Here is a 23594-nt window from a genome sequence, read left to right on the forward strand (position 1 = left end):
CGGCGGCTACTTCGCCGCCTCGGCCGCCTTCGTGTCGATCAGCCCATAGCCGAAATCATTGTCCCGCCCCTTGGGCCCGAGATCCTTGGCGGTTGCCGCCAGCGCCTTCTCGATGTCGTCGGCCGAGCGGTCGGGCGCGGCATGAATCAGATTGGCGATGGCGCCGCTGACGATGGCCGCCGCGAAGGACGTGCCGGTCACCACGTCGGAGCCGGCGCCGCTTGGCGCCAGCATTTCGACGCCCGGCGCCGAGATGAAGACATAGGCGCCGCGATTGGCTTGCGGCATCAAGCCGTCCTTGGCGTCGGTGGCGGTGACGGCAATGACGCCGTCGAAGGCGGCCGGATAGCCATAGGGCGCTTTCGGGCCGTTGTTGCCGGCGGCCGCCACCAGCACCATGCCCTGCGCCCGCGCATTGCGGCAGGCGGTGCCGAGCAGGTCGTTCTTCGGGCCGACGAAGCTCATATTGATGATGCGCACGTCTTGGCTTGCCGCCCAGTCGAGCGCCGACAGGATGACGTCCATGGTCGACTTGCCGCCTTCGAAGGCGCGCGCGTGATAGATTTTCGCGCCCGGCGCCATGCCTTCCAGCGGACCAACACCGGCGATCAGCCCGTCGACCGAGGTGCCGTGGTCGCGCTTCTCGATCGGCACGTTGGGCATGGCGTCATATTGCGCGGCGATCACACCCTTGAGCGCCGGGTTGGTGTCGTCGATGCCGGTGTCGATGACGGCGACGCGCACATTCTCGCCGCTCGCCTGTTTCGAATCGAGCGCGATGCGGTCGAAGGCGTAGTTCACGATGCCGGCCGCCTGCTGCAGCGTGTAGACGTGGTTGGGCTCGCGCCGCTGCGTGCGGCCGTCTGCGGCAAGCTGCGCCAGCACCACGCCGACAGGCCGCCCGTCGGTGATGCCGAAGCGCACCAGCGTCGAGCCGAGCAGCCGCGACTGGCGCTGCGAGCGAACCTGCAGGCCGAAGGAATTGGCGATCTGCTGCACCACGCCGGCATCGCCGGCGACGGTCACCAGCACCTCGTCTGGCACGAATTCGCCGGTGATCGCGCGTAGCGGCTCGGCCAGGTTGAGGCCTTGCGGCACCGTGACGGGCCCGCTCGGGGTCGGCGGTGGTGCTGGCGTGTTGGCAGGACTGTTCGATGACGATGTTCCGCCGGAAGGCGCAGGCGTTTGCGGAGCGGCGCTTGCCGGCGGGTTCGGAAACAGGTCGACGATCAGCGCCGGCAGGAATACCGCGCCGCCCGCGGCCGTGCCGTTACCCGGCACGCCACCGTTGTTCTTTGCGCCACCGCCCGTGTCACAGCCGGCGCCCGCGGCCGTCGTGCGATTCAGGCAGTCGACCTGCTTTTGCGTCAGGTTCGGATCATTGGTTTGCGCAAACGCAGGCGCGGCGACAAACGCCGCCGCAAGGAGCGCAGTTTTGAGAATGACCGCCTTAGCCGCCATCGACCGGTTTCCTTCCCTGGATCACAGCATCCGCGAAAGGCTGGGCGGCAACGAGGCCGACTATCTTGTCGTAGTCGGCCGCGGTGCTGGCCGGGATCGTCAGGTGAAAGACGCCATCGGCGGTCGGCCCGCCCGCGATCTTCAGCCCGTTCTGGCCGAGGAAGCTGGTGATATCCGACATCTTGGCGTCAGCCTTGAACTTGACCAGGGCGAAGGGCAGCTTCGCCAGGTCGTCCTGGGTGCCGGCCACCTCGAAGTCGTTACCCTTGCCGCCTGGTTGTTCGAAGGACTGCACCAAAACGAGCGCAAGCAGCGCTGCCGCAGCCGCCCAGGCGACACCGGCCGGCATGGCCGTCACCCGGCCGAAAACCTTGGCGAGCCAGGACTGACCGGCAGGCGCGCGCGCCGGACCCGCTTGGGCGTCGAGCGCCTTGGCGAAGCGCGACAGCGCATCCGCCGGCGGGCGGATCGCCTCGTTGGCGGCGGCGGTGCCGGAGAATTCGGCTTCCGCCTCGCCAAGTGCTGCTAGAGCCGCAGGGTCGGTGGCCAGCCATTCCTCGACGGCCTCCAGCTCGGCGCCTTCCAGCGAGCCGTTCAGGTAGAACGGCAGCAGCGTTTCCATCTCGTCGCGGCGCGACATCTTTTCAGCGGCGCTCATGGCCACCCCCTGTCGTAACCGGCGGCCTTGAGGGCTTCGCCGAGTTTTTTGCGGGCGTAGAACATCCTGGTCTTGACGGTCGCGACCGGAACCTCGAGCACTTCGCCGATCTCGGTCACCGACTGGCCATGGTAATAGGCAAGGTCGATCACCGTGCGATGTTCTTCCGGCAAGGCATCGACGAAGCGGCGCAAGGCGGCGGCCTTGTCTTCCTTCATGGTGACGACTTCCGGTGTGTCGGCGCTGTCTGGAACCTGCGCCGCATCGTCGTCGTCGATCCAGTCTTCCTTCTTCTTGCGCAGCAAGGACAGCGCCTTGAAGCGGGCGATGCCGAGCAGCCACGTGGAAACTTCAGAGCGGCCCTCGAAGCTGGGCGCCTGTTTCCACAGCTCGAGAAAAACCTCGTTTGCGATATCGTCGGCCATCATTTCCGATCCCGTCTGGCGCGCCACGAAGCGGTAGATCCGCGCGTGGTGACGCATGAACAGGAGCCGAACGGCGGCCCGGTCGCCTTTCGCGACCCGGTCTACAAGCGCGCGATCGGTTTCCGTCGCCGCATTCATGGCCGGTCGAGCCGCCTGGCTCCTCGAAGCTCTGTCGCTGATCGGTCCAAAAAGGTTCACCCTCCGCCAAGGATTTCTTTGAGGCTAACCGAAGAGAGGGGAGGTTGCCAGTAGGCAGGGCGCCCCCTTCTCCCCTTGTGGGAGAAGGTGTCGCCGAAGGCGACGGATGAGGGGTGCTCCAGGGAAAGCCAGCGTCTCACTCCGCTGGAACACCCCTGATCCGTCTCGGCGCTGCGCGCCGATCCACCTTCTCCCCCAAGGGGAGAAGGAGAGGCCGCGCCTACCCCAAAAACACTTTCGCCCTCATCGTCTCGGGGATCTCAACCCCAAGCCGGCTCAACACCGTCGGCGCGAGCTGCAGCTGGTCGAGCAGCGTGTCGGCCTCGGGCCCTTTCGCCGGCCCGAAATAATAGAGCGCGAAATCCTGCATCTCGTCGTCATGGCCGCCGTGATGGCCGCGATCCGTCTGACCGTGGTCGGCGGTGACGATCACTTCATAGCCGGCTTGACGCCAGCCGGGCAGGAAGGCGGCCAACATGCCGTCCATCGCGTAGCAGGCATGGTCCATCTCGATACAGTCATGGCCGAAGCGATGGCCCATCGAATCCAGCGTGCAGGTGTGCAGGATGCCGTAGTCGATGCCATGGCGCTTGACCAGCATGGTCAGCGTCGCGAACAGGTCGACATCGCTCGGCGTCATCTGGTTCTTGAGATTGTAACCGGTCATGCTGTGGAAGCGGCCATGCGTGATCGGCCCGTTTGGATCGTCGAACTCCAAATCCTCGACAAGGTCGAACGGAAAGCTGCGGAAGAATTCCGACCAGTAGGAATGAGTGACCGCGCCTGTCTTGCCGCCGGCCCTGCTGACCTCCGAGAAGATGTCCGGCTGGGTGACGCGAAAACGGTTCTCGTTGGAAAGGATGCCGTGCACTTGCGGCGCGACTCCGGTGTGGATCGAGGCGTAGCAGCAGGCCGATGTCGACGGCAGCACCGAACGCATCTTCCACACCTGCGCCTCGCCCGACTGCGCCCAGCCCTCGAGATTGCCCATCAGCCGGCGCCAGTTCCGGTAAGGCACGCCGTCGAGGATGATGAGCAGCAATTTGGATTTGAGCGCCACGGGGCGGGCTCCATGCGGTTATGCGGTAGGGGATCTGCATCGAGGCCTGGCCGGTCCGGCCAAGCCTCAGAAGTGCGCAGAGCAGGACGCCAGCTCAACCCACGTAGTCCGGCGTGACGCGCTAGTTGCCGGCGCTCTCCATGCGCCGCCCAGCGATCGCCTTCTCCAGCCAGCCGATCTCCATTTCGGGGACCGATGACAACAGCAGGTCCGTATAGGCGTCGAAAGGTGGCGTCAGCACCTTGCTCTTGGAGCCGTAGCGCACCACCTCGCCGCGATACATCACCGCGATCGAATCGGCGATCGACTTCACCGTCGCCAGGTCGTGGGTGATGAAGAGATACGCGACCTTCTCCACCTGCTGCAGATTGAGCAGGAGCTTGAGAATACCGTTGGCGACCAGCGGATCGAGCGCCGAGGTCACCTCGTCGCAGATGATCAGCTTCGGCTTGGCGGCGAGCGAGCGGGCGATGCAGACGCGTTGCTTCTGGCCGCCCGAGAGCTCGGCCGGGTAGCGGTCGATGAAGCCCTTTCCCATCTCGATCTCGTCGAGCAACTCGTTAACGCGTTTGTCGCGCTCGCGGCCTTTCATGCCGAAATAGAACTCAAGTGGCCGGCCGATGATGGTGCCGACCGTCTGGCGCGGGTTCATCGCCACGTCGGCCATCTGGTAGATCATCTGCAGCTGGCGCAGGTCTTCCTTCGGCCGGTCGGAAAGCTTGTTGCCGAGCGTGCGGCCGTCGAAGACGACGCTGCCCTGCTCGGGCGGCAACAGGCCGGTGATGGCGCGCGCCAGCGTCGACTTGCCGGAGCCGCTTTCGCCTACCACGGCCAGCGTCTGTCCGGGAAAGATGTCGACCGAGACGTTCTTCAGCACCTTGACGTGACCGCCGCCATAGGCGGCCGTCACATTCTTCACCGACAGCATCGGCGTCGTGCCTGGCTGCTGCTCGCGATGCTCGATCTCGTGCACCGAAACCAGTGCGTTGGTGTATTCCTGGCGCGGTTCCTTGATGATCTGCCTCGTGCCGCCCCATTCGACCAGCCGGCCATGGCGCAGCACCATGATCTCGTCCGACACCTGGGCGACGACGGCAAGATCGTGGGTGATGTACAAAGCCGCCACATGCGTGTCGCGGATGGCGTCCTTGATCGCCGCCAGCACGTCGATCTGCGTCGTCACGTCGAGGGCTGTGGTCGGCTCGTCAAAGACGATCAGGTCGGGTTCCGAGCACAGCGCCATCGCCGTCATCACGCGCTGCAGCTGGCCGCCGGAGACTTGGTGCGGGAAGCGCTCGCCAATGATTTCAGGGTTGGGCAGGCTGAGCTTCTTGAACAGCGCGACCGCGCGTTTCTCGGCTTCGGCCCTGGTCGCGGTGCCGTGCAGAAGCGAGGCCTCCACCACCTGGTCCATCAGCCGGTGCGCCGGATTGAAGGCGGCGGCCGCCGACTGCGCGACATAGCAGACCTCGCGGCCGCGCAATTTGCGGAAACCTTCCTTGCCGCCCTTCAAGATGTCGCGGCCGTTGAGGATGACCTCGCCGCCGGTGATGCGCACGCCGCCGCGCCCATAGCCCATGGACGACAAGCCGATGGTCGACTTGCCGGCGCCGGACTCGCCGATCAGGCCGAGCACCTTGCCCTTTTCCAGCGTCAGCGAGACGTCGTGGACCAGCGTGATCGTCTTCGGCGCCTCGCCCGGCGGATAGACCGTCGCCTCGATGCGCAGGTTGCGGATGTCGAGGAGCAGGCCCGACTTTGCTTTGCCATCAGCCATCAGCCGCGCCCTCCCTTGAGGCTGGTCGTGCGGTTGAGCACCCAGTCGGCGACGAGATTGACCGAGATCGCAAGTGCTGCGATCGCCGCGGCCGGGATCAGCGCCGCCGGAATGCCGAACACGATGCCGTCCTTGTTTTCCTTCACCATGCCGCCCCAGTCGGCGTCCGGCGGCTGCACGCCGAGGCCGAGGAAGGACAGAGTTGACAGGAACAGCACGGCATAGATGAAGCGCAGGCCGAGTTCCGAGACCAGCGGCGACAGCGCGTTGGGCAGGATCTCGCGGAAGATGATCCAGCCGCTGCCTTCGCCGCGCAACTTCGCCGCCTCGACATAATCCATGACGTTGATGTCGACGGCCACCGCGCGTGACAGGCGATAGACGCGGGTCGAATCGAGAATGCCCATCACCAGGATCAGCGTGACCAGGTTCGACGGCAGCACCGAAAGCACCACCAGGCCCATGATCAGCGTTGGGATCGACATCAGCAGGTCGACCAGACGCGACAGGATGGTGTCGTACCAGCCGCCGAACACCGCCGCCGAGAAGCCGAGAATGGCGCCCAACGAGAAGGACAGCGCCGTTGCCAGCACCGCGATGAACAGCGTGATGCGGGCGCCGTAGATCATGCGCGACAACAGATCGCGGCCAAGATTGTCGGTGCCTAGCCAGTGGGCCGACGACATCACGTCCCACGGAGTTTCACTGACAATCTCGGCATTGCCATAAGGCGCGATCAAGGGCGCGAAGACGGCCATCAGCACGAACAGGCTCGTCAGCACAATGCCGATCAGTGATGCGATGGGGATGCGTCTGATATCGAGCATATCCGCCGCCCCCTTACTTTGGATGCCTGAGTCGCGGATTGGCGACGATCGCCGCAATGTCCGCGATGATGTTGAGGCTGATGTAGACGGCCGCGAAGATCAGGCCGACGGCCTGCACCACGGGCACGTCGCGCTTGGTGACATGGTCGACGAGATACTGCCCCATGCCCGGATAGACGAAGATCACCTCGACCACGACGACGCCGACGACGAGGTAGGCAAGGTTGAGCATGACGACGTTGATGATCGGCGCGATCGCGTTCGGGAAGGCATGCTTGCGAATGACCGCGAAGGCCGAGAGGCCCTTGAGCTCCGCCGTCTCGACATAGGCCGACTGCATGACGTTGAGGATCGCCGCGCGTGTCATGCGCATCATATGGGCGAGCACCACAAGCGTCAGGGCCGCCGCCGGCAGCGCGATTGCCTGGAGGCGTTCGCCGAGAGGCATTCCTTCGTAGACGGTGGAGATCGCGGGGAACCACTGGTTCTCGACCGCGAAGTAGAAGACCAGCAGATAGCCGATGAAGAACTCCGGGAAAGATGTCGAGGCGAGCGCGACGCCGGAGATCAGCTTGTCGACCCAGCCATTGCGGTAGCGGACCGCGATCAGGCCAAGCGTGATTGCCAGCGGGATCGCCACGATCGCTGCCCAGAAAGCCAGGAACAGTGTGTTCCACAGCCGTTCCTTGATCGATGTCGCGATGTCCTGTCCGCTCGACATGGCGGTGCCGAGATCGCCGGTCAGCACGCCGCCCAGCCAATGGAAATAACGGATATAGGCGGGCTGATTGAGCCCGAGCTGCTCGCGCAGATTGGCGAGCGACTCCGGCGTCGCCGATTGTCCGAGTATGGCTTGCGCGACGTCGCCGGGCAGGATCTGCGTACCGGCGAAGATCAGGACCGAAACGGCCAACAGCAGGAGGATGCCCAGCGCGATGCGCTGGGCCACCAGTTTCACGATGGGTGAGGACATCTCCGCAAGGCCGTGCTCAGGCTTCCAGCCAGCACTTCGCCAGGGCGTAGCCGTTGCACAGTTCCTGATGCGGATCCTCCACCCAGCCTGCCACCTTGGGGCCTGTCGCGTCGATGAACTGGTTGAACATCGGCAGGATCAGGCCGCCTTCGTCGCGCACCATGACAGCCATGTCGTGGTACATCGCCTTGCGCTTGGCCTCGTCGAGCTCGGCGCGCGCCGCCAGCACCATCTTGTCGAAGTCCGGACGCTTGAAGCGCGTGTCGTTCCAGTCGGCCGACGACAGGTAGGCGGTCGAGTACATCTGGTCCTGGGTCGAGCGGCCGCCCCAGTAGGAGGCGCAGAAGGGTTGCTTGTTCCACACCTCGTTCCAGTAGCCGTCGCCGGGCTCGCGCTTGATCTCAAGCTTGATGCCGGCCTTGGCCGCGCTCTGCTGGTAGAGCTGGGCCGCGTCCACGGCGCCGGGGAAGGCGACGTCCGAGGTCCGGAGCAGGATCGAGCCGTCGTGGCCCGACTTCTTGTAGTGGAACTTGGCCTTGTCCGGATCGTATTTGCGCTGCTCGATCTCGGTGAACAGCGGGTAGGAGGCGTTGATCGGGAAGTCGTTGCCGAGCGAGCCGTAGCCGCGCAGCACCTTGTTCAGCATCTCCTCGCGGTTGATCGCCAGCTTCAGCGCCATCCTGAGGTCGTTGTTGTCGAATGGCGCCGTGTTGCAATGCATGATGAACACGTAGTGGCCGGGACCGGAGTGGTTGCGGATGGTGACGCCCTTCACGCGCTTGATCAGGTCGACGATCTTCGGCTCGACGCGGTTGATCATGTTGACCTGGCCGCCCTGCAGGGCCGCCGTGCGCGCCGTCGCGTCGTTGATGACGACGACTTCGACCTGGTCGGCATGGCCCATCTTGTCGCCCTGCCAGTAATTGGCGAAGCGCTCGCCGACATGGCGCACGCCGGGCTCGTTGACCTTGACCTTGTAGGGGCCGGCGCCGATGCCGGCGTCAGGCTTGTCCTTACCGCCATTCGGCTGGACGATCAGGTGGTAGTCGCTCAGCAGGTAGGGCAGGTCGGCGTTCGGCTCCTTGAGCGTCAGCACCACTTCCTTGCCGCTGGCCTTGATGGTGTCGATGCCCTTCATGTAGCCCAGCGCGCCAGACTTCGACTTCTCGTCCGAATGGCGCTCGAGCGTCGCGGCAACGTCCTCGGCGGTCACCGTCTTACCGTTGTGGAATTCGACGCCGTCGCGGATCTTCAGCGTCCAGACCTTGGCGTCGTCCGAAGAGCCGATTTCCTCGGCGATGCGGTTCTCGAGCTTGCCCTCGGGCGACAGCTCGACGATCATTTCGCCCCAGCATTTGCCGAAGGCGAACGGCACCTGCGTCATCATCAGCGCCGGGTCGAGGCTGTTGGTGGATTCACCGCCGACCAGGCCGGCCTTCAGTATGCCGCCCTTGACCGGGCCGGCAGCGCGGGCCGCGCTCGAAAGCAGCGAATTGGCGAAGGGAGCGGAGATGCCGAGCGCCGCGGCGCGGCCCAGAAAATCGCGACGGCTGAGCTTTCCGGCGGCGACACGACGGCTGAGATAGTCGAGTTCGTTGGTCATTGTAGGTTCCTCACTCTGATGGTTCGACCTTATGGTCGTTTCTTGCTTCTTGAGGAGATAATGACCGCAACGGAAAGCTGTAAGCAAGACCGATTGCGACATGCCGTGGCGTAAATGGCGCGTCGCATTTGGACCAATCCTGCCAGCGCCTCAGACGAGGGCGCGAGGGATTATCTGCTCGAAATCGCGTTCAAAAACGAGATTCGCGCCCTCATAGGCTTCGATTCTGGCGCCAAGGATAAAATTTTGCGCGTCGCAGCGCATGTCGGCGACGGTTTCGGTCCGCACCGACCACTCATTGCGCGAGAAACTCTGTGTCCAGTGCGTGCTGCCTGCGGCTGACAACGGATCATCTGGATGGATCACCCATTTCTCCCTGACGATACTGCCATGGACGAGCCCGTGGTCGAGGTCGCGCACCTCGCCGAAATCGTCGGTGATGGAGAGGGTTACGGTGCCGGTCTTCTCGTCGCGGTCGATATGCCGTTCCGAACTGGTTGGCCGAACGGTCTCGGTCGCCCAGGGCGTCGCGCCTTCCGGTTGGGGGAAGGAAACCTCGTCGCCCTTTGCCAGCGGGCGCAGCGGCAGCTTCAGCGTCGCCTTTGCGACATCGAGCCGGACGGGTTCCGGCGAGGGCCAGATCATCGGCCAGTAAGCTGTCGAAACGGCGATGCGCAATTTGTGGCCGGCCGGCACCCGGTAGGCGCACTGGTCGAGCACGACGCGTGTCGAAACGGTCTCGCCGGGGATCAGTACTTGCGGGAATTCATGCGAGTAGCGGTGGGTGAGATTGAGCACGCCGTAGGAAATCAGCTCCGAGGCGCCGTCGGGGTGTACGTCGCAGAGGCGCACCGCGATGTTGGCCTGAGGCCGATCGGAGGCAAGCCGAATTTCGAGCTCCGGCGCGCCGACGATGTCGATCGCCTCGGTGAGTTCCGGTTGGTCGAAGCATACCGACAGCGCATCGTCGGGACGCTGGTCGCCCGGCAGTTCCGGTCCGAAGGTGAAGGGGAAATACTCGCCGCCGGCAAGTCCGCAGGTCTGCGGCGAGGCGACGATGGAGGGCTTGGCGCCGTCGGCAATAAGCTCGATCGCCTCAACCTTGATGTTGGAAGACGGCCATTGCTGTTCCGCCACCCAACGGCCCGGCCGCTCCGGATGCCAGCGCGCCGGCCGCACGCTGTCCATGACATAGACGCGGTAGTCCGGATCGGCCTCGACGCCGGTTTCCACGCCCTTCAGCCAGCGGTCCCACCAGCGCAGCGCTTCCTGCAGGAAGCCGATGGCCGGCTGAGGCCCGGCATAATGCGGGTATTTGTGGATCCAGGGGCCGACGATGCCCTTCACCGGCGCCTGGATGTTGGTGACGAGATTGGAGATCGTGTTGCGGTAGCCGTCATGCCAGCCGCCGATCGACAGCACGGCGGCTTTCACCGCTGAAAAATCCTCGCAAATCGAGCCTCGCTTCCAATAGGCGTCGCGATGCTGGTGGCTGAGCCACAGCGGTGCCAGGAAAGGCTGGTTCTCCAGCCGGCTGAGCCACAGGTCGCGCCAGTGGTTGCCGCCGGCAATCAACGGGTCCGGCGGCCGCGACGAATAGGAGAGCATCGTCGAGGCCCAGCCGAAATTTTCGAGCAGCAAGCAGCCGCCCTTGTAGTGGATGTCGTCGGCATAGCGGTCGACGGTCGAGCACAGGCTGATCACCGCCTTCAGCGCCGGCGGCTGTTTGGCCGCCACCTGCAGGCAGTTGAAGCCGCCCCAGGAAATGCCCATCATGCCGGCATTGCCGTTGCACCAGGGCTGCGCGGCCGCCCAGGCAATGACGTCGCAGGCGTCCTGCAACTCCTGCTCAGAATATTCGTCGTCCATCAGCCCTTCGGAATCGCCATTGCCGCGCATGTCGACGCGGATCGAAGCGTAGCCATGCCCGGCGAAATAGGGATGGGTGAGCTGGTCGCGAAAGATGGTGCCGTCACGCTTGCGGTAGGGCAGGTGCTCAAGGATCGCCGGCACCGGATTGTCGGCGGCGTCCTCCGGCATCCAGATGCGCGCCGACAGCCGGCAGCCGTCCGGCATGACGATGCCCATATCGGGAATTTCGATGACTTTTCGAGGGAATTCGGTGACGGTTTTCATGGCGAGCACATGATGGAGCCCGCGCCGGTGCGTCGTGGGCCAGCCGGCGAAATCGGCTGGTCAATCCGCGTCAGTTCAGCGGAATGTCGTTCTCGGCCTTGCTCGCCTGGTAAGCGTCGGACAGCTCGTCGTAGCGCTCCGAAATCCTGCCGATGCGCGCCTCCAGCCGCTTGCGCTCGGCGTCCGGCAATGCGCGCACCAGACGGCGGATCGAGAAGCTTTTCCAATAGGCGTTCTCGGCATTGTAGCCCCCTGGGTCTAGCGTGAAGACCTCCTTCAGGATCTTGAGGTCATGCGGTATGGCAAAGCTGTCGCGCGAATCCTCGTGGCTGAAGAGATAGTAGAAATTGTCGAAGCCGGTCCAGGTGATCGCCGACAGGCAGAGCGAGCAGGGCTCGTGCGTGGCGACGAACAGTGCGTCCCTGGTGTCGACGCGCTCGGCCTTCGGAATTTCGTAGAAACGCTTCAGGCAATGCACCTCGCCATGCCAGAGCGGGTTTTCCATCTCGTTGTTGGTTTCGGCCAGCACCAGCGACCGGTCATCTTTCCGCAGGATCGCTGCGCCGAACAGCTTGTTGCCGTGGGCGACGCCTTCAGCGGTCTTTGGCACGATGTCGTGCTCGATCACATCGAGCAGGCGGTCGATCAGCGAAACGTCGGTCATGGCAAAGGCTTTCAAGGAAGGTGGATCTCGTAAGGATGCGAGAAATAGAATTCCTCGAGATTGGAGCCGTCGCCGCCACGGTCGACGATGACGAAATCCTGTTCCTCGCCGATCGGCGTCAGCACGCCGTGCCACAGGTTGCGGCGGTAGTTGATGCCTTGTCCGGGGCCGGCGAGAAAGGCGTGCGGTTCGCCTGGACCGTCCTTGGCGTCATGGCACACGATCACGAGGAATGGCCGCGGCGACAGCGGGATGAAAGCCTGGCTGCCAAGCGGATGGCGCTCGACCATGGTGAGTTTGAGCGGCATCTCGTAGGGCGTTCCGCGCACCATCGAGATCAGCACCCGCGCATTCGGCCCCACGGCTTCCGCGGTGGCCAGGTCGTGATAGCGCATCGCCTTGCCGCCGTTGATCGGGTAGCGGTTGTCGCCGTCCATGTCGATGACGTCGCCGAACGGCGCGAAGTCTTCACGCGTCAGCGGCCGGGCGACGATACGGGTCACCGCGCCAGACCCCCAAATGCGCCGCCAAGCTTGGCGTGACGGTTGACGTCCTTGTAGAGCAGATAGCGGAAATTCTCCGGGCCGCCGGCATAGCAGGCCTGCGGGCAGAAAGCGCGCAGCCACATGAAATCGCCGGCCTCGACCTCGACCCAGTCCTGGTTGAGGCGGTAGACCGCCTTGCCTTCGAGCACATAGAGTCCGTGCTCCATGACATGGGTTTCGGCGAAGGGAATGACCGCGCCCGGTTTCAGCGTGACGATGGTGACATGCATGTCGTGGCGCATGTCGGCCGGATCGACGAAGCGGGTCGTTGCCCAGCGCCCTTCAGTGCCCGGCATCGGGCTCGGCGCCACCTCCTGGTCGCTCAAGAAGAAGGCTTCCGGCACGTCGATACCGTCGACCGCCTCATAGGCCTTACGGATCCAGTGGAAGCGGACGGCGGCGCTGCTTTCATTGCGTATCGTCCAGCCGCTCGCCGGCGGCAGGAAGGCGAAGCCGCCGGGGGCAAGCACATGCTTTTTGCCGGCTAGCGATACGGTGATCTCGCCTTCCACGACGAACAGCACGCCCTCGGCGCCGGCGTCGAGTTCGGGCCGGTCGCTGCCGCCGCCTGGCAGAACCTCGACGATGTACTGCGAAAAAGTCTCGGCGAAGCCCGAGAGCGGCCTTGCGATGATCCAGGCCCTGGTCCTGTCCCAGAACGGCAGCGGGCTGGTGACGATGTCCTGCATCACACCCTTGGGGATGACGGCATAGGCCTCGGTGAAGACGGCGCGGCCGGTCAACAGCTCGTTCTGGCCGGGATGGCCGCCCTGCGGCGCATAATAGGTTCGCTCGGCAGTCTTGATCATATCCATGGGGTCCTGGCCTCAGAGCAATTCCAGGAAAAGTGTGAAGCGGTTAGGGTCGGCGACTTCACCGTAACTTTCCGTCCGGAATTGCGTAAAACAAACATCAGAGTGGGAGCATGTCTTTCAGGCGAAGCAGCGCGATGCGCTCGACCTGTTTGCAGGCGGTTTCGAGCTCGACGCCGCGGCTGTTGCCGATGCGTGCTTCGAACTCCGCCAGAATTTCGTCCTTGGTCTTGCCCTTGACGGCGATGATGAAGGGAAAGCCGAAAGTGGTGACGTAGGCGGCGTTGAGTTTCGAGAACAGCTCGCGCTCCTTGTCGGTCAGCGCGTCCAGCCCGGCGGAAGCCTGTTCCCTGGTCGATTCCGGCGTCAGGCGCTTGGCCGCCGCCAGCTTGCCGGCGAGGTCCGGATGGGCGTTGAGCACGGAAAGTCGCTCGGCTTCGCTCGCCGCGCGGAAGATGCGGCAGAGCGCGTTGTGCAGGCCGCCGGCACTGTCATGCGCCGGGCCGAGCTCCAATTCGTAGGCTCGCTCGGCGATCCACGGCGAATGCTCGAACACGCCGCCGAAGGCATGCACGAATTCCTCGAATTCCATCCGCGACGGCCGCAACGCCGGCGCCTCGTAAGGATGCGTCTCGCGCCAGTGCCTGGCGATGTCGATGCGCCGCGTCAGCCACACCTTGTCATGCGACTTCACATAGTCGACGAAGCGCTTCAGCGCCGCCACGCGGCCCGGACGGCCGACCAACCGGCAATGCAGGCCGATATTCATCATGCGCGGCCGGCCCGCCTTGCCTTCGGCATAGAGCGTGTCGAAACTGTCCTTCAGATAGGCGAAGAACTGATCGCCCGAATTGAACCCCTGCGGCGTCGCGAAGCGCATGTCGTTGGCGTCGAGCGTATAGGGGATGACGAGCTGCGGCTTCTCCAGCCCGTCGCGGTCGAACCAGTAGGGCAGCTCGTCGTCATAGGTGTCGGAGACATAGTCGAAGCCACCTTCCTCGGCGACCAGCCGCACCGTGTTGACCGAGGTACGGCCGGTGTACCAGCCGGTCGGCCGCGCGCCGGTCACCTCGTAATGCAGCTTGATCGTCTCTTCGAGGTCGCGCCGCTCGTCCTCGGCTGCGTGGTCGCGATAGTCGATCCATTTCAGCCCGTGCGAGGCGATCTCCCAGCCTGCCTCCTGCATCGCCGTCACCTGGTCGGGCGAGCGGGCGAGCGCGGTGGCGACGCCGTAGCAGGTCACCGGCACCTCAGCTTCCGTGAACAGCCGGTAGAGCCGCCAAAAGCCGGCCCGCGCCCCATATTCATAGATCGATTCCATGTTCCAGTGGCGCTGGCCGACCCAGGGCGCCGCGCCGACGATTTCGGACAGGAAGGCCTCGGAAGCCTTGTCGCCATGCAGCACGCAATTCTCGCCGCCTTCCTCGTAGTTGACGACGAACTGCACTGCGACGTGTGCGCCGCCCGGCCATTTCGGGTCCGGCGGATTGGCCCCATAACCGCGCATGTCCCGTTCGTAACGCATTGCCGCTCCTGCCCGATTGTTGCGTTGAAGATATCGAAAGGAGTGCTGCTGCATTCCCCCGAAAATTTTTGAAAGTGCTTTTTGCCGCACTCCGCTCGACCCGGGCTTATGCATCGCCTTTAATTGGCGCACAATTGACTTGAAAACGTTGAACTGCACCGACACGGGAGGCCGCCAGTGGCAGAAACGTCGAAAGCCGATGGCGGGCGCCTGACGACCCATGTGCTCGACACCGCGACCGGCAGGCCGGCAAAGGGCCTGTCGATCGAGCTCTTCCGCATCGAAGGCCAGAGCCGCACGCATCTCAAGACCGTCGCCACCAACGCTGACGGCCGCTGCGATGCGCCGCTCTTGGCTGGCGCCGATTTCCGCATAGGCCAATATGAGCTGGTTTTTGCCGCCGGCGACTATTTGCGCGGGCAAGGCACCAGCCTGCCTGAGCCTGCCTTCATCGACATCGTGCCGATCCGCTTCGGCATGGCGGAGCAGCGGCACTATCACGTCCCGCTCTTGATTTCGCCTTATGGCTACTCGACCTATCGGGGGAGTTGAGACATGGCCGATACCAAGATCCGCAACGAGATCCGCTTTATTCTTAATGACGCCGACGTCGCGCTCGGTGACGTCGCACCCGATGCGACGCTGCTCGATTGGCTGCGGCTCAACCGTTCGCTGCGCGGCACCAAGGAAGGCTGCGCCGAAGGCGATTGCGGCGCCTGCACCGTGCTGGTCGGCAAGCTCTCCTCCGAAGGCCTGGTCTACGAAAGCGTCAACGCCTGCATCCGCTTCATGGGCTCGCTCGACGGCACCCATGTCGTGACGGTCGAACATCTGCGCGGCAATGGCGAAAAACTGCATCCGGTGCAGCAGGCGATGGTCGATTTCCATGGCTCGCAATGCGGCTTCTGCACGCCGGGCTTCATCATGTCGCTCTACGCGCTCTGGATGAGGACGCCCGATCCGTCCAACGCCGCGATCGAAAAGGCGCTGCAGGGCAATCTCTGCCGCTGCACCGGCTACGAGGCGATCATGCGCGCGGCGCACGCTATTTCGAGCTATGGCAAGGCGGCCAAGGATCCGCTGGCTCTGGAACGCAAGGATATCACCGCGCGGCTGAAAGCATTGCGCGATGGCGCCAGGATCGAGATCGGGTCCGGCAAGGCGCGGCTGATCGTGCCGGCCGGCGTCGACGATTTCGCGGCCGTGCTCGAAAAGGAGCCGGGCGCCACCATCGTCGCCGGCTCGACGGATGTCGGTCTTTGGGTCACCAAGCACATGCGCGACATCTCGCCGGCGGTCTTTATCGGCGGTCTCGACGGCTTGCGCACGATGTCGGAGAAGGACGGCGTCATCACCATCGGCGCCGGCGTCACCTACACCGAAGCCTTCGAGATGCTGTCGAAACGCATCCCGGCACTCGGACCGCTGGTCGACCGCATCGGCGGCGAGCAGGTGCGCAACATGGGAACGATCGGCGGCAACATCGCCAACGGCTCGCCGATCGGCGACACGCCGCCGCCGCTGATCGCGCTCGGCGCGCAGCTCACCCTGCGCAAGGGCAAGAAGCGCCGCACGATCCCGCTCGAAACCTTCTTCATCGCCTATGGCAAGCAGGATCGTCAGCCCGGCGAATTCGTCGAGGCAGTCCACGTGCCCGTGGCGGCGCAGGGCGCAAAGTTTGCCGTCTACAAAGTCACCAAGCGCCGCGACGAGGACATCACCGCGACGCTCGGGGCTTTCTATCTGACTCTGGCAAAAGACGGCACGGTTGCCGACATCCGCATCGCCTATGGCGGCATGGCGGCGACGCCGAAACGCGCTGTTGCCGTCGAGAAGGCTCTGATCGGCAAGGCCTGGAACGAAGCGACGGTGGAAGCCGCGATGGCCGAATACGCCAACGATTTCACGCCGCTCACCGACATGCGGGCAAGCGCCGAATACCGGGCGTTGGCGGCGAAGAACCTTCTGCTGCGCTTCTTTGTCGAGACCACCGGCACCAAGGCGCCGTTACAGGTCTCCCGCTACGAGGTTGCCTGATGACCAAGCACGTCCCCAACCTCAAGGCACAGAAGATATCGGGCGGCGTCGCCAGCGACCAGCGCCACGATTCCGCGCACAAGCATGTCTGCGGCACGGCGGTCTATATCGACGACATGCCGGAGCCGGCCGGCACGCTGCATGGCTGTCTTGGCCTGTCCGCCGCGACGCATGCGACGATCACCAAGATGGACCTCTCGGGGGTGCGCGCCGCTCCCGGCGTCGTCGACGTGCTGACGGCCAAGGACGTTCCGGGAGAAAACGACATTTCACCCACCGGCCGCCATGACGAGCCGGTGCTCGCCGACGGCAAGGTCGAGTTCTACGGCCAGCCGATCTTCTGTGTCATTGCCGAGACACGCGAACAGGCCCGCCGCGCCACCAGGCTGGCCAAGGTCGAATACAAGCAGCTGCCCTTCGTCACAGACATCGGCGCGCTCGACCCGCGCAAGGACAAGCTGGTCACGCCGCCATTGACGCTGAAGCGCGGCGATGCGGCGGCGGCGATCAAGGCGGCCCCGCGCAAGCTCAAGGGCAAGATGCGCCTCGGCGGCCAGGAGCACTTCTATCTCGAAGGCCATATCGCCATGGCCGTCCCCGGCGAGGACCAGGACGTCACCATCTATTCCTCGACCCAGCATCCGAGCGAAGTCCAGCATATGGTGAGCCATGCGCTGGGTATCCCGAGCAACGCCATCACGGTCGAAATCCGCCGCATGGGCGGCGGCTTCGGCGGCAAGGAAACGCAGGGCAACCAGTTCGCTGCGCTCGCCGCCATCGCCGCCAAGCGTCACCATCGCGCGGTCAAGATCCGGCCGGACCGCGACGACGACATGACCGCGACCGGCAAGCGGCACGATTTCCTGATCGACTACGAGGTCGGCTTCGACGACGACGGCAACATCCTTGGCGTCGACTTCATGTTTGCCGCGCGCTGCGGCTTTTCGTCGGACCTCTCCGGCCCTGTCACCGACCGCGCGCTGTTCCACTGCGACAACACCTATTTCTGGCCGGCGGTGCACGCCCAGTCGGCGCCGCTCTACACCAACACGGTCTCCAACACCGCCTTTCGCGGTTTCGGCGGCCCGCAAGGCATGATCGGCGCCGAGCGCGTCATCGACGAGGTGGCCTTTGCGCTCGGCAAGGACCCGCTCGAGATCCGCAAGAAGAATTTCTACGGCACCAGCGACCGGAACATCACGCCCTATCACCAGACGGTCGAGGACAATGTCATCCAGCGCATCATCGCCGAGCTGGAGGCGAGCTCGAACTACGCGCGGCGTCGGCGCGAGATCAGCGCCTTCAACAACAACAGCCGCTTCATCAAGCGTGGGCTGGCGCTGACCCCGGTCAAGTTCGGCATCTCCTTCACCGCCACGCACTACAACCAGGCCGGCGCGCTGGTGCATGTCTACACTGACGGCTCGGTGCATCTGAACCATGGCGGCACCGAGATGGGGCAGGGCCTCTATCTCAAGGTGGCGCAGGTGGTCGCGGAGGAGTTTCAGATCGACCTCGACCAGGTCAAGGTCACCGCGACGACCACCGGCAAGGTGCCGAACACCTCGGCCACCGCTGCATCCTCGGGCTCCGACCTCAATGGCATGGCGGCGCAGAACGCCGCCCGCCAGATCAAGGACCGGCTGACCAATTTCGCCTCGGAAAAGTACCAGGTACCGCGAGACCAGGTGCTGTTCCTGCCCAACCGGGTTCGCATCGGCAACCAGGAGATACCCTTCGGCGATCTGGTCAAGCAGGCCTATATGGCCCGCATCCAGCTTTCGGCGGCCGGCTTCTACAAGACGCCGAAGATTCACTGGAACCGCGACAAGGGCGAGGGCCGCCCCTTCTACTACTTCGCCTATGGCGCCTCCTGCTCGGAAGTCTCGGTCGACACGCTGACCGGCGAATATGTGGTCGAGCGCACCGACATCCTGCATGAGACGGGCCGCTCGCTGAACCGCGCCATCGACCTCGGCCAGGTCGAGGGCGGCTTCATCCAGGGCATGGGCTGGCTGACCACCGAGGAATTGTGGTGGGACGACAAGGGCCGGCTGCGCACCCATGCGCCGTCGACCTACAAGATCCCGCTCGCCTCCGACCGGCCGAAGATCTTCAACGTCACTCTGGCCGACTGGTCAGAAGCGAACGAGCCGACCGTGCATCGCTCCAAGGCCGTCGGCGAGCCGCCTTTCCCGCTCGGCATGTCGGTTCTGCATGCGCTCTCCGATGCTGTCGCGAGCGTCGCGGATCACAGGATCTGCCCGCGCCTCGATGCGCCGGCGACGCCGGAACGGGTGCTGATGGCGATCGAGCGATTGAAGCGGGAAGCCGTACAGCCGGCTTGAATCTGCCTAAACGTGCAAATCGAGGCGCAAAACGCTATATTTCCAGGATGGAAATGCAGACGATGAACTCGAAAGTGCAAGGTTTGAAGGCGTTCCTCGGCCAAACCGGCCGCGTTGCGCTCGTCGAGGTCGCGGCCACCAAGGGCTCGACCCCGCGTGAGGCCGGCGCCTTCATGTTTGTCTCGGCATCGGCTATTTTCGGCACGATCGGCGGCGGCCAGCTCGAATATATGGCGATCGACAAGGCACGGCAGATGCTCTCCCCCCGTGAGGGGGGTGAGAAGCGTTCGGCCGAAGGCCGAGAAAAAGCCAATGATTTGGCTTTTTCAGCGACGAACGCCCGGAGCCATAGCGAAGGGCCAGCCGCGAAGCGGCCAGAGGGGGTCGCCTCGGAAGGCACCACCAAGGCGTCGAGCACTGTCGCAGCGACCCCACCCGACGGCTTCGCCTGCACCCTCCCCTCAAGGGGGAGGGAAGCTCGCATCGAGGTCGACGAGGTCTGCGCCACGCTCGACGTTCCGCTCGGGCCGGAGATCGGCCAATGCTGCGGCGGCCGCGTCGAGGTGCTGATCCGCCTCGTCGATGGGGCGCTTGAACAGCAGCTGATTGCCAACGCTCAATCGGAAGAGGCGCGTCTGCCGCATGTCTATCTCTTCGGCGGCGGCCATGTCGGCCAGGCGCTGGCCGCGTCGCTGGCGCTGCTGCCGATCCGTGTCGTCGTCGTCGAAACGCGCGCCGAGGCGCTGGAAGGCATGCCCGAAGCGGTCGAGACGCGGCTGACGCCGATGCCCGAGGCCGTGGTGCGCGAAGCGCCGGCCGGGTCTGCCTTCGCCATCCTCACCCACGACCATGCGCTGGATTTCCTGATCGTCGCCGAGGCGCTGAAGCGCGACGACACAGCCTATGTCGGCATGATCGGCTCGAAGACCAAGAAGGCGACCTTCAGGAACTGGTTCCTGAAGTCTGCCGAGGGCAACGAGGCCGAATTCAGCCGCCTTGTCTCGCCGATCGGCGGCAGCGCCGTGAAGGACAAGCGTCCGCCGGTGATCGCAGCACTTGCGGCCGCCGAGATCATGACGGCGCTAGCGGCGCACGCCGTGGAGGCGCCATGCTCAGCCGGGGCCGAAAGGGCGATGGCTGGTTGATCCAACCAGCCCTGTTGCGAGAACCGGCAAGCTGCTTGGCTATCCCTTTTGCTGCGTGTGCGCTTCGGGGCCAAAGTTCGTTCCGTCCCGACGAGCGATATGACTGCCGCTCACAGCTGATCGTCGCTTTCTTCGTTTCCCAAACGCGATCGAACCGTGTTTTCTGCGCGCCTGACGAACACACGCAGTGAACACGGGTGAACGACATGGACGTATTGCGCATAGCGGCATTTTCAGACGGGAACAGAGGCGGCAATCCCGCCGGGGTGGTGATCGGCGAGACCTTGCCGGATGCGGCTGACATGCAGCGCGTCGCGGCCGACGTCGGCTTTTCCGAAACCGCCTTCGCGGCGCCCGCCGGCGATGGCTGGCGCGTACGCTACTTTTCACCGGAATCGGAAGTGCCTTTCTGCGGCCACGCCACCATCGCGCTGGGCGCGGCGCTGGTCAGGAAGTTCGGCAACGGGGCCTTCGCGCTGACCCTCAACCAGGCGAACATCACCGTCGAAGGTTTTTGCGACGGCGCCAACGTCGCTGCTGCCCTGCAGTCGCCGCCGACGCGCAGCGGGCCGGCTTCGTCGGAACTGGCCGGCGAGGCATTGGCGCTGCTCGGCTACCAGCCGGGCGATCTCGATCCCGCCATTCCGCCGGCGCTCATCCACGGCGGCGCCGACCATCTCTTGCTGGCGCTGAAGTCACGCGAGGCGCTGGCCGCCATGGCCTATGACCTGAAGCAGGGCCAGTCCTTCATGCGCCGCGAAGGTTTGGTTACCATCCTGCTCGCTTATGCCGAGACGCCGCGCCTGTTCCACACCCGCAATCCATTCGCCTCCGGCGGTGTTTATGAGGATCCGGCAACGGGGGCGGCAACCGCCGCCTTTGCCGGCTATCTGCGGGACCTCGGCTGGCCGCATGGCGGCGCGATCGACATCGTCCAGGGCGAGGACATGGGCATGCGCTCGAGGCTTCATGCCGATATTCCGCCGGCGCCGGGAAGCTCGATCAGGGTGTCTGGAACAGCCCGCCTGATGGATGCGCGGGCTGCGGCGGCTTAAACCGGCCGCTTCAGGCCGAGATGCTCGCGCAGCGTCCGGCCTTCATAGTCCTCGCGGAACAGGCCGCGACGCTGCAGTTCCGGCACGACCAGCATCGCGAAGGCGTCGAGCTCGCCCGGGAACCAGGAAGGCATGACGTTGAAACCGTCGGCCGCGCCGCCTTCGAAACGCGCCTGCAATTCGTCGGCAATCTGTTCGGCCGTGCCGACGACACGCCAATGGCCGCGTGCGCCGGCAAAGTAACGGGCAAGCTCGCGGATCGACAGGCCGTCGCGGCGCGCCTGCTCGATGACCAGCGCCTGCCGGCTTTTCATGCCTTCGCTCTCGGGCAGTTCGGGCAGCGGTCCGTCGATCGGGTAGCGGCCGAGATCGGAGATGCTGAGATAGCTGGAGAGCAGCGCCACGCCGACATCGTCGGGGATCAGTTCCTGCAGCGCATCGTATTTGGCCTGCGCCTCGGCTTTCGTCGCCGCCACGATCGGCGCCACGCCGGGCATGATCTTGATGTCGTCCGGCTGGCGGCCGTAGGCGGCGAGCCGTCCTTTGAGATCGTCATAAAAGGCCTTGGCCTCATCGAAGGTTTGCGCCGCCGAGAACACGACGTCCGCAGTGCGCGCGGCAAGATCCTTGCCGTCGTCCGAGGCGCCCGCCTGCACCATCACCGGCGCGCGCTGCGGCGAGGGCGGTATGTCGAGCGGATCGCGCACCGAGAAGCTCTCGCCGTCATGGCCGGCTGGCTTGCGGTGCCAGAGCCCGGTGACCACCGTGGCGAACTCGCGCGCCCGAGCATAGCGGTCGGCATGCGGCTTGAGGCCCGTCGCGCCGAAATTCGCGGCCTCGATTGGGCTCGCCGAGGTCACCAGGTTCCAGCCGGCCCGGCCGCCGCTCAGATTATCGAGCGAGGCGAACATACGCGCCAGCCCATAGGGCTCGTTGTAGCTGGTCGATGCTGTCGACACGAGGCCGATGCGCTCGGTCTGCACGGCAAGCGCCGAAAGCAGGCTGATCGGCTCGAATCCAATCGAGCGCGAGGTCTGGCTGGCAATGTTTACATTGGCTTCGCGCAGGCCGGCGGCGTCCTCGCAGAACACCATGTCGAACTTCGCCGCTTCGGCGGTCCGCGCCAGCGTGATGTAATGGTCGATGTCGATACCGGCCGTCACATGCGCGTCCGGGTGACGCCAGGCGGCGATGTGATGGCCGGTCGCCCACAGGAACAGGCCGAGCTTCATCTGGCGCGCGCTCATGGCTTGCGATCCTCACTCAACCCAAGGCGATCGCGCAGCGTCTTTCCCGGTTTTGCCTTGGCAAATCCGTGTCGCTCGAGGTCCGGCAGCAATCGCTCGACAAAATCCTCCAAGGCGGCAGCCCGAGGCTGCACATTCAGAACGATGCCGTCGCTGCCCGATGAGAGGCAAAGTTTCTCCAGATGACGGCCGTCATATTCCGGCCGCGCATCGGCCATCGCCAGCACCTTGATCGTCGTCGGGTCGCGCCCCGCTTCGTGCGCCCTTCGTTTGATTTCATCGCTGGTCGCTTTCGCGTCAGACGGTTCACGCTTGTCCAACAACACGGCATCGACGCGGCGGCTGGCAAAATCGAGTTCGGTTTCCGGGAGGCCGGACATCACCAACACTGGCACGTCTTGCGGTGAACGGGCGACATTGAGCGGCCCGCGCACCGAAAAGAATTCGCCGGTGAAGTTCATCGGATGCATCCTGTCGGGATCGTGGAAACGGCCCGATGCCTTGTCGAACAGCAGCGCGTCGTGTTCCCAACTGACCCACAAGAGCCGTACGATGTTGATGAACTCCTTGGCGCGACGGCGGAAATCGTCGTCGGAAAAACCTTCCGACCGACTGAAATTCGCTGCTTCGCGCGGGTTCTGCCGCAGCGTCGCGTTCCAGCCGACGCGGCCATGGCTGATGATGTCGAGCGAAGCAAAACGGCGTGCCAGATTGTAGGGCTGGTGCATGAGCGTGGAGGCGCTGGCGACGAGGCCGATCTTTTCGGTCACCGTCGACAGCGCGGCGATGAGCGTGGTCGCTTCGAATGGGCTGGTCGACGGTTCATCGGCGGAGTCGGAAATGATGACCATGTCAACGCCCGCCGCTTCCGCCTTCTGCACAAAGGCGCTGATTTGGCCGAAGTCCAGGATGTCGTGTCCGTTGGCGGCAGCGATGTCGAGCGAAATGGCGAGATGCATTGTGCGGTCCATTCGGCTGCCTTTAAAATCGGGCAACCGTCTGGCCACCAACCTAGGCCGCTCTTCGCGCAAGGCAACGGGATCGAGTGGGCCACGAGGCTGTCACATGCCGGCCAGCCTTCGCCTGCGTCGAGGCAGA

General features: G+C 64.5%; 20 protein-coding genes. 5 read left to right on the forward strand and 15 right to left on the reverse strand.

The window, feature by feature from the left end:
- Window positions 1–6: 6 nt before the first annotated feature.
- The 13 genes from EN869_RS11900 to puuE form a co-directional block, all read right to left on the reverse strand.
- The gene (locus EN869_RS11900; protein WP_127226589.1) at window positions 7–1461 is read right to left on the reverse strand and encodes a S8 family serine peptidase; all 1455 of its coding nucleotides are present in this window, start codon (window positions 1459–1461) and stop codon (window positions 7–9) included.
- Window positions 1451–2119, reverse strand: a complete 669-nt coding sequence (locus EN869_RS11905; RefSeq protein WP_127226588.1) for an anti-sigma factor — start codon at window positions 2117–2119, stop codon at window positions 1451–1453. Before EN869_RS11905 ends, EN869_RS11900 begins: the two co-directional genes overlap by 11 nt.
- Window positions 2116–2682, reverse strand: coding sequence for a sigma-70 family RNA polymerase sigma factor (locus EN869_RS11910; RefSeq protein ID WP_127226587.1), 567 nt, complete (start codon window positions 2680–2682; stop codon window positions 2116–2118). The genes EN869_RS11905 and EN869_RS11910 overlap by 4 nt, the downstream gene beginning before the upstream one ends.
- Before the next feature lie 280 nt (window positions 2683–2962).
- The gene (locus EN869_RS11915; RefSeq protein ID WP_127226586.1) at window positions 2963–3802 is read right to left on the reverse strand and encodes an alkaline phosphatase family protein; all 840 of its coding nucleotides are present in this window, start codon (window positions 3800–3802) and stop codon (window positions 2963–2965) included.
- Between the two features lie 121 nt (window positions 3803–3923).
- Window positions 3924–5579, reverse strand: coding sequence for an ABC transporter ATP-binding protein (locus EN869_RS11920; protein WP_127226585.1), 1656 nt, complete (start codon window positions 5577–5579; stop codon window positions 3924–3926).
- Window positions 5579–6406 carry an ABC transporter permease gene (locus EN869_RS11925; protein WP_127226584.1) on the reverse strand — a complete coding sequence of 276 codons (828 nt, stop codon included), beginning with the start codon at window positions 6404–6406 and terminating at the stop codon, window positions 5579–5581. Before EN869_RS11925 ends, EN869_RS11920 begins: the two co-directional genes overlap by 1 nt.
- A gap of 13 nt (window positions 6407–6419) precedes the next feature.
- On the reverse strand, window positions 6420–7379 hold the full coding sequence (locus EN869_RS11930) for an ABC transporter permease (RefSeq protein ID WP_127226583.1): 960 nt from the start codon (window positions 7377–7379) through the stop codon (window positions 6420–6422).
- Window positions 7380–7395: 16 nt separating this feature from the next.
- Complete coding sequence (locus EN869_RS11935; protein WP_127226582.1) at window positions 7396–8982, reverse strand: ABC transporter substrate-binding protein; 1587 nt, start codon at window positions 8980–8982, stop codon at window positions 7396–7398.
- 150 nt (window positions 8983–9132) lie between these two features.
- Window positions 9133–11118 (reverse strand): CocE/NonD family hydrolase, encoded by a 1986-nt coding sequence (locus tag EN869_RS11940; protein ID WP_127226581.1) that lies wholly within the window; start codon window positions 11116–11118, stop codon window positions 9133–9135.
- Window positions 11119–11188: 70 nt separating this feature from the next.
- Window positions 11189–11782, reverse strand: coding sequence for a nucleoside deaminase (locus EN869_RS11945; RefSeq protein WP_127226580.1), 594 nt, complete (start codon window positions 11780–11782; stop codon window positions 11189–11191).
- Window positions 11783–11793: 11 nt separating this feature from the next.
- Window positions 11794–12285: an ureidoglycolate lyase gene (locus tag EN869_RS11950; protein ID WP_127226579.1), complete on the reverse strand. Its 492-nt coding sequence runs from the start codon at window positions 12283–12285 to the stop codon at window positions 11794–11796.
- Window positions 12282–13142 (reverse strand): bifunctional allantoicase/(S)-ureidoglycine aminohydrolase, encoded by an 861-nt coding sequence (locus EN869_RS11955; protein ID WP_127226578.1) that lies wholly within the window; start codon window positions 13140–13142, stop codon window positions 12282–12284. The genes EN869_RS11950 and EN869_RS11955 overlap by 4 nt, the downstream gene beginning before the upstream one ends.
- 97 nt (window positions 13143–13239) lie before the next feature.
- Window positions 13240–14664 carry an allantoinase PuuE gene (puuE, locus tag EN869_RS11960; protein WP_127226577.1) on the reverse strand — a complete coding sequence of 475 codons (1425 nt, stop codon included), beginning with the start codon at window positions 14662–14664 and terminating at the stop codon, window positions 13240–13242.
- 177 nt (window positions 14665–14841) lie between these two features.
- Between puuE and uraH the strand changes: the two genes are divergently transcribed.
- From uraH to EN869_RS11985, 5 genes are all read left to right on the forward strand, one after another.
- Window positions 14842–15216 carry a hydroxyisourate hydrolase gene (gene uraH / locus EN869_RS11965; protein ID WP_127226576.1) on the forward strand — a complete coding sequence of 125 codons (375 nt, stop codon included), beginning with the start codon at window positions 14842–14844 and terminating at the stop codon, window positions 15214–15216.
- A gap of 3 nt (window positions 15217–15219) precedes the next feature.
- The gene (xdhA, locus tag EN869_RS11970) at window positions 15220–16701 is read left to right on the forward strand and encodes a xanthine dehydrogenase small subunit (RefSeq protein ID WP_127226575.1); all 1482 of its coding nucleotides are present in this window, start codon (window positions 15220–15222) and stop codon (window positions 16699–16701) included.
- Window positions 16701–19049 (forward strand): xanthine dehydrogenase molybdopterin binding subunit, encoded by a 2349-nt coding sequence (gene xdhB / locus EN869_RS11975; protein WP_127226574.1) that lies wholly within the window; start codon window positions 16701–16703, stop codon window positions 19047–19049. The genes xdhA and xdhB overlap by 1 nt, the downstream gene beginning before the upstream one ends.
- A gap of 62 nt (window positions 19050–19111) precedes the next feature.
- A complete protein-coding gene (xdhC, locus tag EN869_RS11980) occupies window positions 19112–20194 on the forward strand; it encodes a xanthine dehydrogenase accessory protein XdhC (protein ID WP_127226573.1) in 1083 nt (360 codons plus the stop codon).
- A 206-nt stretch (window positions 20195–20400) separates the two neighbouring features.
- Entirely contained in the window at window positions 20401–21249 is an 849-nt protein-coding gene (locus tag EN869_RS11985) for a PhzF family phenazine biosynthesis protein (RefSeq protein WP_127226572.1), read from the forward strand.
- On the opposite strand, the gene EN869_RS11990 is transcribed toward EN869_RS11985, so the two are convergent.
- Window positions 21246–22496: an LLM class flavin-dependent oxidoreductase gene (locus EN869_RS11990; RefSeq protein WP_127226571.1), complete on the reverse strand. Its 1251-nt coding sequence runs from the start codon at window positions 22494–22496 to the stop codon at window positions 21246–21248. The genes EN869_RS11985 and EN869_RS11990 overlap by 4 nt on opposite strands.
- A complete protein-coding gene (locus EN869_RS11995; RefSeq protein WP_127226570.1) occupies window positions 22493–23467 on the reverse strand; it encodes an LLM class flavin-dependent oxidoreductase in 975 nt (324 codons plus the stop codon). Before EN869_RS11995 ends, EN869_RS11990 begins: the two co-directional genes overlap by 4 nt.
- Window positions 23468–23594 lie beyond the last annotated feature (127 nt).

The organism is Mesorhizobium sp. M2D.F.Ca.ET.226.01.1.1 (assembly GCF_004022705.2).
Lineage (GTDB): Bacteria > Pseudomonadota > Alphaproteobacteria > Rhizobiales > Rhizobiaceae > Mesorhizobium.